The organism is Microbacterium schleiferi (assembly GCF_015565955.1).
Lineage (GTDB): Bacteria > Actinomycetota > Actinomycetes > Actinomycetales > Microbacteriaceae > Microbacterium > Microbacterium schleiferi_A.
Window position 1 is genome coordinate 837554 of the sequence record NZ_CP064760.1, and the last position, 15074, is coordinate 852627.

General features: G+C 67.8%; 14 protein-coding genes and 3 pseudogenes. 9 read left to right on the top strand and 8 right to left on the bottom strand.

The genetic code is table 11. From position 1 onward, the window contains the following. The first annotated feature begins 262 nt into the window (after positions 1-262). Together secA and IT882_RS03915 are read left to right on the top strand one after the other, a co-directional pair. Positions 263-3082, top strand: a complete 2820-nt coding sequence (gene secA / locus IT882_RS03910; protein WP_195693253.1) for a preprotein translocase subunit SecA — start codon at positions 263-265, stop codon at positions 3080-3082. A 71-nt stretch (positions 3083-3153) separates the two neighbouring features. Next, positions 3154-4380: a pyridoxal phosphate-dependent aminotransferase gene (locus IT882_RS03915; RefSeq protein ID WP_195693254.1), complete on the top strand. Its 1227-nt coding sequence runs from the start codon at positions 3154-3156 to the stop codon at positions 4378-4380. A gap of 25 nt (positions 4381-4405) precedes the next feature. On the opposite strand, the pseudogene IT882_RS16285 reads toward IT882_RS03915, so the two are convergent. Continuing rightward, positions 4406-4845 (bottom strand): annotated as a pseudogene (locus IT882_RS16285) (Rv3235 family protein). 128 nt (positions 4846-4973) lie between these two features. On the opposite strand from IT882_RS16285, the gene IT882_RS03920 reads away from it, so the two are divergent. Next, complete coding sequence (locus tag IT882_RS03920; protein WP_195693255.1) at positions 4974-5561, top strand: hypothetical protein; 588 nt, start codon at positions 4974-4976, stop codon at positions 5559-5561. Between the two features lie 19 nt (positions 5562-5580). Here the strand turns inward: IT882_RS03920 and IT882_RS03925 are convergent, their stop codons facing one another. Continuing rightward, complete coding sequence (locus IT882_RS03925; protein WP_195693256.1) at positions 5581-5862, bottom strand: helix-turn-helix domain-containing protein; 282 nt, start codon at positions 5860-5862, stop codon at positions 5581-5583. 98 nt (positions 5863-5960) lie between these two features. On the opposite strand from IT882_RS03925, the gene IT882_RS03930 reads away from it, so the two are divergent. Genes IT882_RS03930 through IT882_RS03940 form a run of 3 tightly spaced genes read left to right on the top strand, consistent with a single transcriptional unit; the run spans position 5961 to position 9289 of the window. After that, on the top strand, positions 5961-6584 hold the full coding sequence (locus IT882_RS03930; RefSeq protein ID WP_195693257.1) for an SAF domain-containing protein: 624 nt from the start codon (positions 5961-5963) through the stop codon (positions 6582-6584). Further along, positions 6581-7765, top strand: coding sequence for an AAA family ATPase (locus tag IT882_RS03935; protein ID WP_195693258.1), 1185 nt, complete (start codon positions 6581-6583; stop codon positions 7763-7765). Before IT882_RS03930 ends, IT882_RS03935 begins: the two co-directional genes overlap by 4 nt. A 45-nt stretch (positions 7766-7810) precedes the next feature. Continuing rightward, positions 7811-9289 (top strand): sensor histidine kinase, encoded by a 1479-nt coding sequence (locus IT882_RS03940; RefSeq protein ID WP_195693259.1) that lies wholly within the window; start codon positions 7811-7813, stop codon positions 9287-9289. A 30-nt stretch (positions 9290-9319) separates the two neighbouring features. Here the strand turns inward: IT882_RS03940 and IT882_RS03945 are convergent, their stop codons facing one another. Beyond that, positions 9320-9568: a WhiB family transcriptional regulator gene (locus IT882_RS03945; protein WP_019182239.1), complete on the bottom strand. Its 249-nt coding sequence runs from the start codon at positions 9566-9568 to the stop codon at positions 9320-9322. Between the two features lie 210 nt (positions 9569-9778). Here IT882_RS03945 and IT882_RS03950 point away from each other — a divergent pair, with 210 nt between their 5' ends. After that, positions 9779-10195, top strand: coding sequence for a histidine kinase (locus tag IT882_RS03950; RefSeq protein ID WP_195694077.1), 417 nt, complete (start codon positions 9779-9781; stop codon positions 10193-10195). A 93-nt stretch (positions 10196-10288) separates the two neighbouring features. On the opposite strand, the gene bcp is transcribed toward IT882_RS03950, so the two are convergent. The 3 genes and pseudogenes from bcp to aroA form a co-directional block, all read right to left on the bottom strand. After that, complete coding sequence (gene bcp / locus IT882_RS03955; protein ID WP_195693260.1) at positions 10289-10756, bottom strand: thioredoxin-dependent thiol peroxidase; 468 nt, start codon at positions 10754-10756, stop codon at positions 10289-10291. A 62-nt stretch (positions 10757-10818) separates the two neighbouring features. Further along, positions 10819-11864: pseudogene (gene rsgA, locus IT882_RS03960) on the bottom strand (ribosome small subunit-dependent GTPase A). Continuing rightward, positions 11861-13225, bottom strand: coding sequence for a 3-phosphoshikimate 1-carboxyvinyltransferase (aroA, locus tag IT882_RS03965; RefSeq protein WP_195693261.1), 1365 nt, complete (start codon positions 13223-13225; stop codon positions 11861-11863). The pseudogene rsgA and the gene aroA overlap by 4 nt, the downstream one beginning before the upstream one ends. Before the next feature lie 35 nt (positions 13226-13260). Between aroA and IT882_RS03970 the strand changes: the two genes are divergently transcribed. Beyond that, a complete protein-coding gene (locus IT882_RS03970) occupies positions 13261-13896 on the top strand; it encodes a sigma-70 family RNA polymerase sigma factor (RefSeq protein WP_195693262.1) in 636 nt (211 codons plus the stop codon). Beyond that, positions 13893-14171, top strand: a complete 279-nt coding sequence (locus IT882_RS03975; protein ID WP_195693263.1) for a zf-HC2 domain-containing protein — start codon at positions 13893-13895, stop codon at positions 14169-14171. The genes IT882_RS03970 and IT882_RS03975 overlap by 4 nt, the downstream gene beginning before the upstream one ends. Positions 14172-14175: 4 nt before the next feature. On the opposite strand, the gene IT882_RS16865 is transcribed toward IT882_RS03975, so the two are convergent. Continuing rightward, entirely contained in the window at positions 14176-14313 is a 138-nt protein-coding gene (locus tag IT882_RS16865) for a hypothetical protein (protein ID WP_267490562.1), read from the bottom strand. Positions 14314-14491: 178 nt separating this feature from the next. Next, positions 14492-15070, bottom strand: a pseudogene (locus tag IT882_RS16870) (diacylglycerol kinase family protein); the annotation flags it as partial. Positions 15071-15074 lie beyond the last annotated feature (4 nt).

Here is a 15074-nt window from a genome sequence, read left to right on the forward strand (position 1 = left end):
GCGGTTGGCTCCGTGATCCCCCGCGTGCAACCTAACCCGCGGGCGTCGAGGATTCCAAGCGTCCGCTGCGACCCTCGGTGACAGTTCAGGGTGTTGTTGCGAAGAACCAGGGTTCGCTGGGGGAGGACCCGGGTTGCTTCCGCTGGCAGCGGACCCAGCGCACGCCAAGGTCACGGCCCGGTAACATGAGTCGGTATGTCCGAGCGCGGTTCGCGCTGGGTCGGCACCGTGGGTGTCGCCGTTGACAGATGGAGAGCTTTCCGTGGCCAATCCTCTCGAGAAACTCCTTCGTGCCGGTGAAGGCCGACTGCTGCGGCGCTTGCAGCAGGTAGCGAAGGCCGTCAATGCCCTCGAGGACGAGTACTCGCAGCTGACCGATGAGGAACTGCGGGACGAGACCGTGGAGTTTCGAACCCGGTACGAGGCGGGCGAGACTCTCGACAAGCTGATGCCCGAGGCGTTTGCCGCTGTGCGGGAGGCTGCCAAACGCACGATCGGTCAACGGCACTACGACGTGCAGTTGATGGGTGGCGCTGCCCTTCACCTCGGCAACATCGCGGAGATGAAGACCGGTGAGGGCAAGACGCTCGTCGCCACGCTTCCCGCCTATCTGAATGCGATCGCGGGCAAGGGCGTTCACGTCATCACCGTCAACGACTTCCTCGCCAGCTACCAGGCCGACCTGATGGGCCGCGTGTTCCGTGCCCTGGGGATGACCACCGGCACGATCGTGTCGGGGCAGACCCCGGAGGTCCGCCGGGAGCAGTACCTCGCCGACATCACGTACGGCACGAACAACGAGTTCGGCTTCGACTACCTGCGCGACAACATGGCGTGGCGTCGGGAGGACCTGGTCCAACGCGGGCACTTCTTCGCGATCGTCGATGAGGTCGACTCGATTCTCATCGATGAGGCGCGCACGCCCCTGATCATCTCCGGACCCTCGGCGGGCGAGGCTAACCGCTGGTTCACCGAGTTCGCCAAGATCGCGCGCACTCTCGAACCGGGTGTCGACTACGAGGTGGATGAGAAGAAGCGCACCATCGGAGTGCTGGAACCGGGCATCGAGAAGGTCGAGGACTACCTCGGCATCGACAACCTGTACGAGTCGGTCAATACCCCGCTGATCTCCTTCCTCAACAACTCGATCAAGGCACTCGCCCTGTTCAAGCGCGACAGCGACTACGTCGTCATGAACGACGAGGTGATGATCGTCGATGAGCACACCGGCCGAATCCTGGTGGGTCGACGCTACAACGAGGGAATCCACCAGGCGATCGAGGCCAAGGAGGGTGTTCCGGTCAAGGCCGAGAACCAGACCCTTGCGACAGTGACGTTGCAGAACTACTTCCGCCTCTACGAGAAGCTCTCCGGAATGACCGGTACCGCCGAAACAGAGGCCGCCGAGTTCATGTCGACCTACCAGCTCGGGGTCGTCGCCATTCCGACGAACAGGCCGATGATTCGCAAGGACCAGTCGGACCTGGTCTACAAGAACGAACCCGCCAAGTTCGCTCAGGTCGTGGAGGACATTGCGAAGCGGCACGAGGACGGACAGCCCGTGCTCGTGGGAACAGTGTCGGTGGAAAAGAGCGAGTACCTCTCGCGACTGCTTGCCAAGAAGGGCATCAAGCACGAGGTCCTCAACGCGAAGAACCACGCGCGTGAGGCCGAGATCGTGGCACGCGCCGGCCGGCTGGGTGCCGTGACGGTGGCCACGAACATGGCAGGCCGAGGAACCGACATCATGCTCGGCGGGAACGCCGAGTTCCTGGCGGTCCAGGAGATGAAGGCGAAGGGGCTGGACCCCGTCGACACTCCCGACGAGTACGAGGCCGAGTGGGATGCCGTCTACGAGGCGATGCGCGCGCGCGTCGCGGAGGAAGGCGAAAAGGTCGTGGCAGCCGGCGGCCTGTACGTCCTCGGGACGGAACGGCACGAGTCGCGCCGCATCGACAATCAGCTGCGCGGTCGTTCGGGCCGTCAGGGTGACCCGGGCGAGAGCCGGTTCTACCTGTCTCTCACAGACGACCTCATGCGCCTGTTCCAGTCGGGGGCTGCCGAGGCCATCCTCGCGCGGACGAACTTCCCCGATGACGTCGCTATCGAATCGGGCATGGTCTCGCGCGCGATCAAGAGTGCTCAGTCGCAGGTGGAGTCCCGAAACGCTGAACTGCGCAAGAACGTGCTCAAGTACGATGACGTGCTCAACCGGCAGCGCGAAGCGATCTACTCGGATCGCCGCCACATCCTCGAGGGTGATGACATCGCCGATCGCGTCCAGCACTTCATCGAGGATGCGATCAGCACGCTCATCGACGACCACACCGGCACGGGACACACCGAGAGCTGGGACTTCGACGCCCTGTGGACCGAACTGAAGACGCTGTATCCGGTCTCCCTCACGATCGACGAGGTCGTCGCGGAGTCGGGCAGCAAGGGCAAGGTCACGCCCGAGGTACTCAAGCGCGAGATCATTTCGGATGCCCGCATCGCCTACCAGAAGCGCGAAGAGACGCTGGGTGAGGCGGCGATGCGCGAACTCGAGCGGCGCGTCGTGCTCCAGGTCGTGGACCGCCGCTGGCGTGACCACCTCTACGAGATGGACTACCTCAAGGACGGCATTGGCCTGCGCGCCATGGCGCAGCGTGACCCGCTCATCGAGTACCAGCGCGAGGGCTACCAGATGTTCCAGCAGATGATGGGGCAGATCAAGGAAGAGTCCGTCGGGTACCTCTACAACCTGGATGTGGAGGTCCGCCGCGCCGAGGGCGAGAACGCTGCAGAGGTCGAGGCGAAGGGTCTGTCGATCGCTCCCGTCGAGGGACAGCGTCTGCAGTACTCCGCGGCCAACGACGCCGGTGAGGTCGAAGTGCGCAACGAACGCGGACAGGTGCAGCAGGCCGCGACCAGCCGCGCCCGGCAGGCTGCGGCATCCGTGCCCGCTGCGCCCGTCGCCCCCGCGCCGCCTGCAGCTCGGGGTGCGTTCGGACAGCGGACCGACGGGGATGCCCCGGCGCAGGCTCCGCAGCAGCAGCCGATGAACCGCGCTCAGCGGCGGGCCGCCGACAAGAAGAAGTAGTCGCGGCAGGCAGCATCAGCCGAGCCACGCACGGTCAGGTGGCTCGGCGGGTGCGGCATTATCCTGAACGGATGACCCACCCCCGGCCGCTCGACCAGTCGAGCAAGCTCAAGCACGTCCTCTACGAGATCCGAGGGCAGGCCCTGGTCGAGGCCGACAGGCTGGAGGCCGAGGGACACCGGATCCTCAAGCTGAACACCGGCAACCCGGCGGCGTTCGGGTTCGAGGCTCCGTTCCAGATCGTGCGCGACATGATCGAGGCGGTCCCGGAAGCCCACGGCTACAGCGACAGTCGCGGCATCAAGTCCGCCCGACTCGCCGTCGTCTACCGGTACGAGCAGGTGCCCGGCTTCCCGGCGCTGGACCCGGATGACGTGTACCTCGGCAACGGGGTCTCCGAGCTGATCACGATGACGATGCAAGCGCTCCTGGACGAGGGCGACGAGGTGCTCATCCCGGCGCCGGATTACCCGCTGTGGACGGCAATGACGAGCCTCGGCGGCGGGACACCGGTGCATTACCTGTGCGACGAGGAGAACGGGTGGCAGCCGGACATCGAGGACATCCGCTCGAAGATCACCGAGCGCACGAAGGCGATCGTGGTGATCAACCCCAACAACCCGACCGGAGCCGTCTATACGCGTGAGGTGCTCGACCAGATCGCCGACATCGCCCGGGAACACTCGCTTCTCGTTCTCGCTGACGAGATCTACGACCGCATCCTCTTCGATGACGCGACACACATCCCGATGGCGGTCGTTGCGCCGGATCTGCTCGTGCTGACCTTCAACGGACTGTCCAAGACCTACCGCGTCGCGGGGTACCGGTCGGGCTGGCTCGCGATCACGGGACCGAAGGACCATGCCGCCGGCTTCCTGGAGGGCATCACGCTGCTGGCCTCGACGCGGCTCTGCCCCAACGTTCCGGCGCAGTACGCGGTGCAGGCGGCACTATCGGGAGTCCAGTCGATCGACGCGTTGATCGCTCCGACCGGGCGGTTCCACGAGCAACGGGACGCCGCGTGGGAGGCTCTCGAGTCGATCCCCGGCGTGAGCTGTGTGAAGCCGGAGGGTGCGCTGTACGCGTTCCCGCGCTTCGACCCGAATGTGTACGAGATCCGCGATGACGCCCGTCTGGTCTACGACTTCCTGGTGGCCGAGAAGGTGCTGCTCGTGCAGGGGACGGGGTTCAACTGGCCCACGCCTGACCATGTGCGCATTGTGACCCTTCCCGAGACCCGGGTACTCACCGAGGCGATCGAGCGGCTCGGCAACTTCCTGTCGTCGTACCGTCAGTAGCGCGGCGCGCGACCGATCGAGACCGTCACAGGAGGGCGAGCGAGGTGGTCCGCCACCGGCCGTCCATGCCCTCCAGCCGCAGGGCGACAGCCCTGGTGCGTGCGGGCCCCCGGACGATGACGACCCCCTCGACGATGCCGTCGGCGGGGAGGAGTGGCGCACCGAGACGATCTGGTGCACGGGGCGCTTAGCCGGGATGCCTCGGGCGCTTCGTGCGCGGGCGGCGAGGTTCGCCCGGGTGACAAGCTTGCGGTAGGCATCCTCGGTCAGCCACCTGGCGAGCTGATCGACTTCCCGAACACCCGCGAAGATCTCGAGCACGCCGCGGGAGATATTGCGGAGGAACGTCTCGGGATCGGGAAGATCGGCTGTGCTCGTGCGCTGCGGGGCGAAGTACTGATTCAGCTCGGCCGCTTCGTCTGCCGCGCGGTAGGCGCGGGCGAAGCTCGATTGCGTCGTCGCCATGAGATCTCACTCTCGACCGGTAACAGGATGTCGAGAAGTAGAGCACACAGCGAACTCTCGGATGGGGGCCAGGGCGCCGCTGTGGACAGTTTCTCATCGACTCCTCATCTACGACATACGCTCGCCCCGTGCGATGGGACCGGCTGTTCGACGACCTGGAGGCTCAGGCATCCGCCGAGTGGGAGGCCGAGCGTGCCGCCCTGGCTTCCGAGTCGGAGCGGGTGCGTCTGTCGCGTGTTTCGCTCCGAGACCGGCTTCTTGTGCTGCGTGACGCGAAAGCACAGGTGCGCGCGCACCTGACGGTAGGCAGCGCTGTCGAGGGGCGCATCGCCGCTGTCGGCACTGACTGGTTCGCGGTGGACCGAGGCCCAGCGTCGGTGAGCGTCGTGCCGTTGGCGGCGCTCGCCGGTCTGCGGATGCCGCACGCCGACCTCCTGCACAGCGCCACGGGACGCGCGGGGCAGGCGCTGCGCGAACGGCTCGATCTCGGCTTCGTCGTTCGCGACCTCGCGCGTCGTCGGGTCCCCGTTCGGATCGAGGTGGTCACGGGTGACTCGCTCACCGGAACGGTGGACCGAGCCGGCGCCGATCACGTCGATCTTGCCGTCCACGACCTGGAGACTGCCCGGCATCCCTCGGCCGTGACGAGCTTCCGCATGGTTCCCTTCGGGGCGATCGCGCAGCTGATCGTGGCCGCCGACGAGGCGGGGCTCTGATCCGCGGACGCGTCGAGTCTCAGTCGGGGTTGCGAATGGCTCCCGTGCCCCAGAGCTCGGGGAAGCTCGCGGTTTGCGACTGGTGCCACAGCGCCATACGCCGGGTCTGTTCGACCTGATCATCGAGGTAGGCATCGACGCTCTTCTCGTCGATGCGCCACTGTCCGCTCTCACCCACGCGCATGCCGCGCAGCTGCCCCGCCAGGACGAGAGCCATCACATCGTCCACGTCGATCGCGAGCACCTCGGCGACCTGCGAGGGCGTCAGCAGGCGCGCGTCGGCAGCGGGGGGATGGGGCATGTCCCCATTATGGTGCCGGGTTCGGACAGGGCTGCGCTGTGGCGCCCGTTGTGGATAAGCCCGACCCTCGATCTCGCGTCTCGGTCACCATGGTTCGCATGTTCTCCCCATCCCGCACCGCCCGGCGCCCCGCATGGGCGGACCTGAGGTTCCTGGTCGGTATCGTCCTGGTCGTGGCCTCCGTCGGTGGCGTCTGGTTCATCGTGTCGGCCGCGCGTCACACACAACCCGTCTACGTCGCCGTCCGGGCGATCGTTCCCGGGGAGCCTGTCGCGGCTGCCGATCTCGCCGTCGTCGATGTCGCGCTCGGTACCGCATCGGATGCCTACCTGGCCGCTGATGGCCTGAGTGAGGGACTCGTGGCAGCCCGAACGGTGGCCGCCGGAGAGCTCGTGCCGGCCGACGCGCTCGTGACCGCCGAGAGCACGCAGTCCACGACGGTGGTGATCCGCAGCGCCGCTGAGGTTCCCGGGTCGGTGATATCCGGCTCGACGGTCGAACTGTGGGCCGCCCCTCGTCTGGACCAATCGCGGTTCGACACACCCCGGATCCTGGTGGCTGACGCGACGGTCGTCAGCGTCAGCCGAGACGATTCTCCGCTGGCAGGCGGCACGGCAGCGGTGGAGGTCGTCATCCCGCGCGCCGACGTCGCCGCCGCGCTCGCTGCGATCTCCGACGGCTCCGCTCTGTCGGTGGTGCCGTGGGGGCCGGGGCAGCAATGAGGACGCTGATCGCCCTGGATGAACCGCACGCTACCCGTCTGGCCGACGAGCTGTCGCGGCTGGGATGGGACGCCCAGGCGCAGCCGGTGACCGCCCCCGGCATCGCGGCAGCCCGCGGCGCGATTCGAGATGCCGGTGACGAGGCGGTGGAGCTTCTGGTCATCGCTGCCCGCCACGACACACTCACGCGTGAACTCGTGACCGCGTGCGATCGAGAGGGCGTCCGGATCGTCCCGGTCGGGGAGGGGGAGGCTCCTACTCGCCTCGCCCAGGCATTCGGGCTCGGGGCCCCGATGTCGCCGCGAGCTTCGGGTCGCGAACTCGTGCGTGCCCTGCGGGACCCGCTGCCCCCGGTGCACGCGCCCCGGGGGCAGCGCCGCGTTATCGCCGTGTGGGGGCCGGCGGGTTCCCCGGGTCGCTCGACGATCGCGATCGAACTTGCCGTAGAACTCGCCCGCGATCGGGCGGCGGCGCTGGTCGATGCTGACTCGCACGCGTCGTCGATAGCCCTCGCACTCGGCCTGCCCGATGAAGGACCAGGCTTCGCCGCTGCGTGTCGGCAGGTGCACCGTGGTGCCCTGGACGTGGCCGAACTCGAGCGGATAGCGCTGCGCCTCGGACGCGGACCGCAGGTGTTGACGGGAATCAACCGGCCATCGCGCTGGCCGGAACTCCGTGAGGATCGGGTGCGCGGCGCGCTCGCGGTATGCCGCGAGTGGGTGGATGACACCGTCGTCGACGTTGCGGCGCCGCTGGACCGCGACGAGGAGATCGTCAGTGACCTTGCCGGTGACCGGCGCAACGCGGCAACGATCGCCGCCCTCCAGGAGGCGGATCTCGTCGTAGCCGTGGCCGGGGCCGACCCGGTCGGGATCGGCCGCTTCGTCCGCGGGTACGCGCAGCTGCGGGAAACCGTCGGGGGAACGCCGATCGCAGTGATCGCGAACCGACTCCGTCCCGGCGCGCTCGGGATCGACGCGCGTGGACAGGTCCGTCGAAGTCTCGACCGCTTCGCAGGCATCCGTGACGTGTGGTTCGTCCCGCAGGACCCGCGGTCGGCGGATGCTGCGCTCCTGGCTGCACGCCCGATCGCCGAGGTGGCCCGGCGATCTCCGATCGTGTCAGCCGTGCGGCGCTTTGTGAGCGAGGCGCTCGCCGTCGATGCCCGCACGGCGGCCTAGATCAATCGATCTGGGCAGGCGATCTGCCCGCAGTAGGCTGAGACGATGTCGACGCTCAGCGATCTCGTCTTTGCCCAGGGGCGTTCCACCGGCGCGGATGTCGAGTGGCTGCACCGTCTCGCCGGGGATGGTCAGCTGCTTGCCGATCTCGCGTTCGCCGACATCGTGATCTGGGTGCCCACGACAGACGACTCGTTCGTGGCTGTCGGTCACGCCCGACCCAGCGGCGCCGCCACCCTGTTCTATCGGGACATCGTCGGTGACCCGGTTCGCCCGCAGTGGCGTACACAGATCCGGGAGGCGTTCTTCTCGGGAATGATCGTCGATTCGGCATCCCCGGACTGGTTCGAAGAGACTCCCACACGCGTTCGCGCGGTCCCGATCGTGCGGGGATCCGGCTCGAGCCAGACCACGGTCGGGGTCCTCACTCGACACACCAATCTCGGTGAGACACGCACCCCGTCACGGCAGCAGATCACCTTCAACGAGTGCGCCGACGACCTGTTCGGAATGGTCGCCTCGGGTGATTTCCCCGACCTCAGCGCACCCACAGCCCCGCGCCGGGGTGCCCCGCGAGCGTCGGATGGACTCGTGCGCCTCGACGTCGACGGCACCGTGACCTTCGCGAGTCCCAACGCTCTCTCGGCGTTCAACCGGATGGGCTTCGAGGACGAACTCGAGGGCGAGTCCCTGATCGAGGTGACCACCGAGATCCTTCCCGAGAAGCGCCAGTTCGACGAGTCACTTCCGCTGGTCGTGACAGGTCGCGCACCGTGGCGTGCCGACATCGAGGCGCGCGGTGTCACCGTGAGCCTGCGGACGATCCCGCTGCGTGATCACGGGACCCGCATCGGCGCGATCGTGCTGTGCCGGGACGTGACGGAGCTGCGCCACCAGGAGCAGGAGCTCATCACCAAGGACGCCACGATTCGCGAAATCCATCATCGGGTCAAGAACAACCTGCAGACTGTCGCTTCCCTGCTTCGCATCCAGGCCCGTCGATCGCACACGGAAGAGGCGCGGGAGGCTCTGACCCAGGCGATGCGCCGCGTCTCCGCGATCGCGGTCGTTCACGACACGCTCTCGGAGGGACTGACGCAGCGCGTTGACTTCGACGACGTCTTCGACCGTGTGCTCAAGCTTGTTGCCGAAGTAGCTGCCGCGCCGACGACCCGCGCGCGGACGCGCTCGGTCGGACGCTTCGGCACGCTCCCCAGCGAGTACGCGACGCCCCTCGCCCTGGCCCTCACCGAGCTGGTGACCAACGCCGTCGAGCACGGCCTTGCCGGCAAAGAAGGCGACGTCGAGATCGAGGCCGAGCGCGACCCGGAGCGGCTCCTGGTGCGTGTGCGCGACAACGGCGTGGGCTTGCCGGAGGGTCAGGTCGGACGGGGGCTCGGCACGCAGATCGTGCGCACCCTCATCCAGGGCGAACTCGGCGGCACGATCGACTGGCACACGCTCGTCGGCAGCGGCACGGAGGTCACGATCGACATTCCGCTCCGCTATATCGCGCCCGATTGATGACGGTCGCTCACCGTCGGGCCGCGGTCGTCAGCTGGCGCGGCGCGCGCGGGCTGCGCGGCGCTTGAGGGCGCGGCGCTCGTCTTCGGAGAGGCCTCCCCACACACCGGAGTCCTGACCGGACTCCAGGGCGTACTGCAAGCAGATTTCGGTGACGGTGCACCGGGCGCACACGGATTTCGCCTTTTCGATCTGGTCGACCGCTGGTCCGGTGTTTCCCACCGGGAAGAACAGCTCGGGGTCGACAGTCAAGCAGGCTGCCTTGTCGCGCCAATCCATAGGGGGTGCTCCTTGATGGGGGGATGAGCATCGGACCAACGGGCGGTCGGATACTCTGTGAGGTGTACGAGAAGATGTCTCGTCCCACGACCTTGTGGGAGCACACGGCTTTACCAATCGTCCCACAGCAGTTCACCCGAATCAAGGGTGAATTCGTGAGTCGGATGCCAGAGTGCTGTGTGCGGGCCGAGTGCAGTCGGGAGGTCCATGATGCGCGCGGTGAGTGCCGCTCGAGCAGCAGGTGTGATCGTGCTGCTCGAAGCGGCGGGGCTCCTGACGCTTGCGGCGTGGGAGATCGTCGCGGTCATGACCGGTGACACGGCAGCGCTGGACAGTGCGCTCGCCCTCATCGTGCTCACGGTGGCTGGTGCAGCGATCGTCGCGCTGTTCGGCGTCGTGACCTGGCGCGGGCAGTCGTGGGGACGCTCGGGTGCTATCGTGACGCAACTCCTGATCCTCGCCGTCGCGCTGGGCGCAGCGACGGGCCAGTATGCGGATCCGTTGACAGGGCTGGCCATCGCGGTGCCGGCTGTCATCGCTCTCGTGCTCTTGGTGATCACGGTCCGCGGTGCATCCGCGGATGCCCGCTCGGGCTCGGATGCCGCCGATTCGGGCGAATCGGCATAGTCTGCGGCCTGAACGAGGGAGCGACCGCGGCGCCGTCAATCGGCCGCGGCGCCGTCGATCAGCCGCGGCGCCGTCTATCAGCCGCCCAACGGGTCAGAGACCGAGCAGTCCGCGGACGCGGGCGACGTGGCCGGTCGCCTTGACGTTGTACAGCGCGTGCGCGATGACGCCGTTCTCGTCGAGGACAAAGGTCGAACGCAGCACACCCTCCGTCGTCTTGCCGTACATCGTCTTCTCACCCCACGCGCCGTATGCCTCGTGGACGGCCCGGTCGGGGTCGCTCAGCAGATCGTAGGGGAGTGCATCCCGTTCCCGGAACGCCCGGAGCTTCGCGGGGGCATCGCGTGAGATCCCGAGCACGACATACCCCGCACTGCGGAGCGGCTCGACACTGTCACGGAAGTCGCAGGCCTCCGTCGTGCACCCGCGTGTCATCGCCTGCGGGTAGAAGAAGAGGATGACGCCGTGCCCTCGCAGATCGTGGAGTGAGACATCCGTCTCGTCCTGGTTGACGAGGGTGAAATCGGGTGCGGCGGTGCCGGGTTCGAGGCGAACGGTCATGTCTCCAGCCTAGAGCCGAGGGTCGATACCCGGCCACCGCGAGGACGCGGAGCGGCGGCCCGTCAGGGGCGGTCCGAGAACGTCGCGAGCAGACGCTGTAGCGAGTCCAGACGCGCCGCCCCGCCGGGTCCCAGTCGACCGGCGGCAACGGCCTCCTCGATGGCGCAATCGGGGGCATCCGGCAGATGCGTGCACCCACGCGGGCATTCCCGTGCCAGCTCGCCCAGATCGGTGAACGCTCGCAGGATGTTGTCGGGGTTGACGTGTCCGAGCCCGAACGAGCGCACCCCGGGGGTGTCGACCACCCAGCCCGTGCCCGACGGCGCTTCGTACCGCAGCGACACCGTGGAGCTCGAGGTATGGCGTCCTCGACCGGTGACCTCGTTGACGTATCCGGTCGCTCGATCGGCGCTGGGAACGAGAGCGTTCACGAGGGTCGACTTTCCCACGCCCGAGTGTCCGACAAACACGGTGCTGTGGCCCACGAGCGCAGCGCCGATCTGGTCGACCGGCATGTCGCCGCGCGCGCTGGTGAACACGTCCAGATCGAGGCCTGCGAAGTGCGCCAAGAATGTTGACGGGTCGGAGAGGTCGGTCTTGGTGATGACCATGAGGGGGCGGATGCCGGCATCCAGCGCGGCAACGAGGTATCGGTCGACCAGGCGCGGGCGCGGTTCCGGATCGGCGGCGGCGATCACGATGAGCATCTGGTCGGCGTTGGCCACGATGACGCGCTCGACCTGGTCGGTGTCGTCGGCACTGCGGCGAAGCAGCGACGTGCGCGGTTCGATCCCGACGATGCGCCCGAGCGTTCCGTCGTCGCCGGAGGTGTCTCCGACGACGCGGACGCGGTCGCCGGTGACGATCGCGGTGCGGTGGAGTTCGCGAGCCCGCGCGGCGATGAGCTGGCGCTCGGCATCCGTGTTCTCCCCGACGAGGAGCGTGTACCGGCCTCGGTCCACCGCCAGCACGCGTGCGATTTCGGCGTCCGCGTGAGGGGGCGGCGCTTCGTGCGGGGACGGTTGGCTTTGGGGTTCGGCCGGATGCGGATGTCGCTCTCGTCCACACCGTGTTCATCGTCGTCGTCGACATCCCCGAGCCAGCTCACTCCGCGTCATTCCCCTCGAGCATCGTCGCCCACAGATCGGGGAACTGCGGCATCGTCTTGGCGGTCGTGCCGATGTCATCCACGAAAACACCCTCGACAGCGAGGCCGATCAGAGCACCCGTGGTCGCGATGCGGTGATCGTGGAAAGCCCGCCAGACACCGCCGTGCAGGGGCTGTGGAAGGACCCGAATACCGTCCTCCAGCTCTTCTGCGCCGCCTCCTAGCGCGCGCAGGTTACCCACGAGCGCGGCGATGCGGTCGGTCTCGTGGCCCCGGATGTGTCCCACACCGGTGATCGTCGTCGGCTCGGCGGCGAAGGCGGCGAGCCCGACGATCGTGGGTGTCAGCTCGCTCGCCGCAGACAGGTCGATCTCGATGCCCCGGATGCCGCGCCCCGCCGCGACGGTGAGGGCGCCGCCGCGGCGCGTGACGCGTGCTCCCATATCGTGCAGGATCGTCGCGAGCATGACGCCGGGCTGGGTGGAGTGCGCAGGCCAGCCGGTGATGGTGACAGTCCCACCGGTCACCATGGCAGCGGCGAGGAAAGGGGCGGCGTTGGACAGGTCGGGCTCGATGGCGACGGTCTTGCCGCGTGGGGGCTGCGGGGGCACGATCCACTCGCGTGGGGACGGCCGCTCGACGTGCACGCCGCGATGGGCCAGGCACTCGATGGTCATATCGATGTGCGGCAGGCTCGGCAGTCGCGATCCGGAGTGGATCAGGTGCAGGCCCGTGTCGAACCGGGGCGCCGCGAGCAGCATCCCCGACACGAACTGACTGGACGCGCTCGCATCGATCACGACTTCACCGCCGCGGATGTGGCCACGCCCCCGCACCTGGAAGGGGAGCGCCCAGCGGCCTTCGTCATCGACGTCCACACCGACGTCGCGCAGCGCGGTGATCATCGCCCCCATCGGGCGGTGCAGCGCGCTCTCGTGCGCGGTGAGGGTGACATCGCCATCTGCCAGGCCTGCGATACCGGCGATGAACCGCATGACGGTGCCCGCTTGGCCGCAGTCGACTGTCGCGCCGTGCAGTCCCGAGGAGGAGGCCCCGACCGAGCCCGATCCGCCCGGAGGGGTCACGACCAGGTCGGGCCCGAAGGGGCTGTCACCCTCGACGGGGTCGATCTGGACGCCCAGCGCCGTGAGGGCCGCGACCATGCGCACCGAGTCATCGGAGTGCAGGGGCGCCTGAATGGTGCTGGGGGCGTCGGCAATGGCCGCGAGGATCAACTCACGGTTGGTGAGCGACTTGGAACCTGGGACCGCGAGGCGCGCGGCGAGGGCACCCGCGGATCGCGGGGCGAGCCAGCCGGACTGGCCGGAACTGGCGGGGACGGAATATCTTTCGCCGCTCATCGGTTCCTAGCCTAATGAGGGACGGAAGGAGCCCGATGACGATCGTTGTGGCGCCAGACGTAGACTGGCGCGTGATGACTGATCAGGCCGAGGCGCCGGCCGACCCGCGCGCGCAGTTTGAAGAGCAGGCTCTGCCGTTCATGGACCAGCTCTACGCCGCCGCCATGCGGATGACGAGGAATCCCGCGGATGCCGCGGACCTGGTCCAGGAGACCTTCGTCAAGGCCTATGCGTCGTGGTCGAGCTTCACCCAGGGGACGAACCTGAAGGCGTGGCTCTATCGCATCCTCACTAACGCGTACATCAACACGTACCGCAAGAAGCAGCGAGAGCCCTACCAGAGCGCCATCGAGGATCTCGAGGACTGGCAACTCGGCGGGGCGGAGTCAACGACCTCGACGCGCACGAGGTCGGCCGAGGCCGAGGCTATCGACCACATGCCGGCATCCGTCGTCAAGGACGCGTTGCAGTCGATCCCCGAGGACTTCCGCCTCGCGGTGTATCTGGCCGACGTCGAGGGCTTCGCCTACCAAGAGATCGCTGACATTATGAAGACCCCCATCGGCACCGTGATGAGCCGTCTGCACCGTGGCAGACGGATGCTGCGGGAGCTGTTGGCCGAATACGCGACCGAGCGCGGGATCTCGGTCGCCCCAAGGAGTGCGACATGACCGACTGCGGCTGCGCGAAAGCTACGCGGGACTTGGAGGAGTACCTGCGCAACGAAGTGTGCAAGACCGAGCACGCCGATATTCGTGAGCACCTGGAGCATTGCCCCGCGTGCCGCGAAGAGGCGCTCGTGGCTACCACGCTCACGGAGGCTGTGGCTCGCGCCTGCACCGAGACCGCGCCCGAGGAGCTGCGCGATCAGGTGATGGCGAAGCTGCGGGCCGTGCAGGCAGTCCACGACACCGAATTGGCCACGAAGGCCTCACCGACCGTCTAGTCGATCAGAGCGCGGTCGGAACGAACACGCGCAGGGCGCGCGGAACGATGTCGATCGTGAGGGGGAGCTGACCGATCGGGTCCCCGTCGGCGTACGCGGTGACGCCTGCCGCCTGGAGGCGCACCGTGCGGGCGCGGTGCATGCTGACTTCGGGGACTGTTCCGTGGGTGCCGCGATAGACGCGGGGAGCAGGCGCAGGAACCGTGCGCGGTGCGTTGGGCGGACGAGCACGACATCCAGTTCGCCGTCGGCAGGGTCCGCGCGGGGGCGATCCGAACGCCCCCGCCGTAGCTGGTGCCGTTGGCGACCGCCGCCATGAGCAGCGCTCCGTCGTGCCGTGTCACCGTACCTGCGGCATCCGTCAGCTCGACCTCGTAGGCGAAGCTATGCAGCGCCAGCAGCTCGCGCAGGATCGCGAACGTATAGCGCGACGATCCGCGCGGCCAGCGCATTCGGTTGGCGCGATCGTTGACGAGGGAGTCGAATCCGCTCGCCAGAACCGACCCGAAGTAGACCGCCGGCTCGCCCTCCCGTTGAACGCGCGCGAGGTCGATGTCGCGGGTCATCCCGCCTGCGATCGCGTCGGCAGCCTCGTCGGGACGCAGTTCGCGGATGCCGAGAATCTCCGCCAGATCGTTGCCCGTCCCGGCCGGGATGATGCCCAGGGGAGTCTCGCTATGAGCGAGGACCTGCATCGCGAGGGAGACCGTCCCGTCTCCGCCGGCCACGGCCACGGCATCCGTCCCGAGGCGGACCGCTTCGCGCAGCAGATCCGTCGATTCGGCGGCGCTTCCACCGCTGATCAGGGTCGCACGGATGCCGTGCTGGCGCAGACGCTCAGCTGCTCTCCGTGCGATCGTGCCACCCGTCCCGGCTCGAGCTGCCGGGTTGACCAGCACGGTG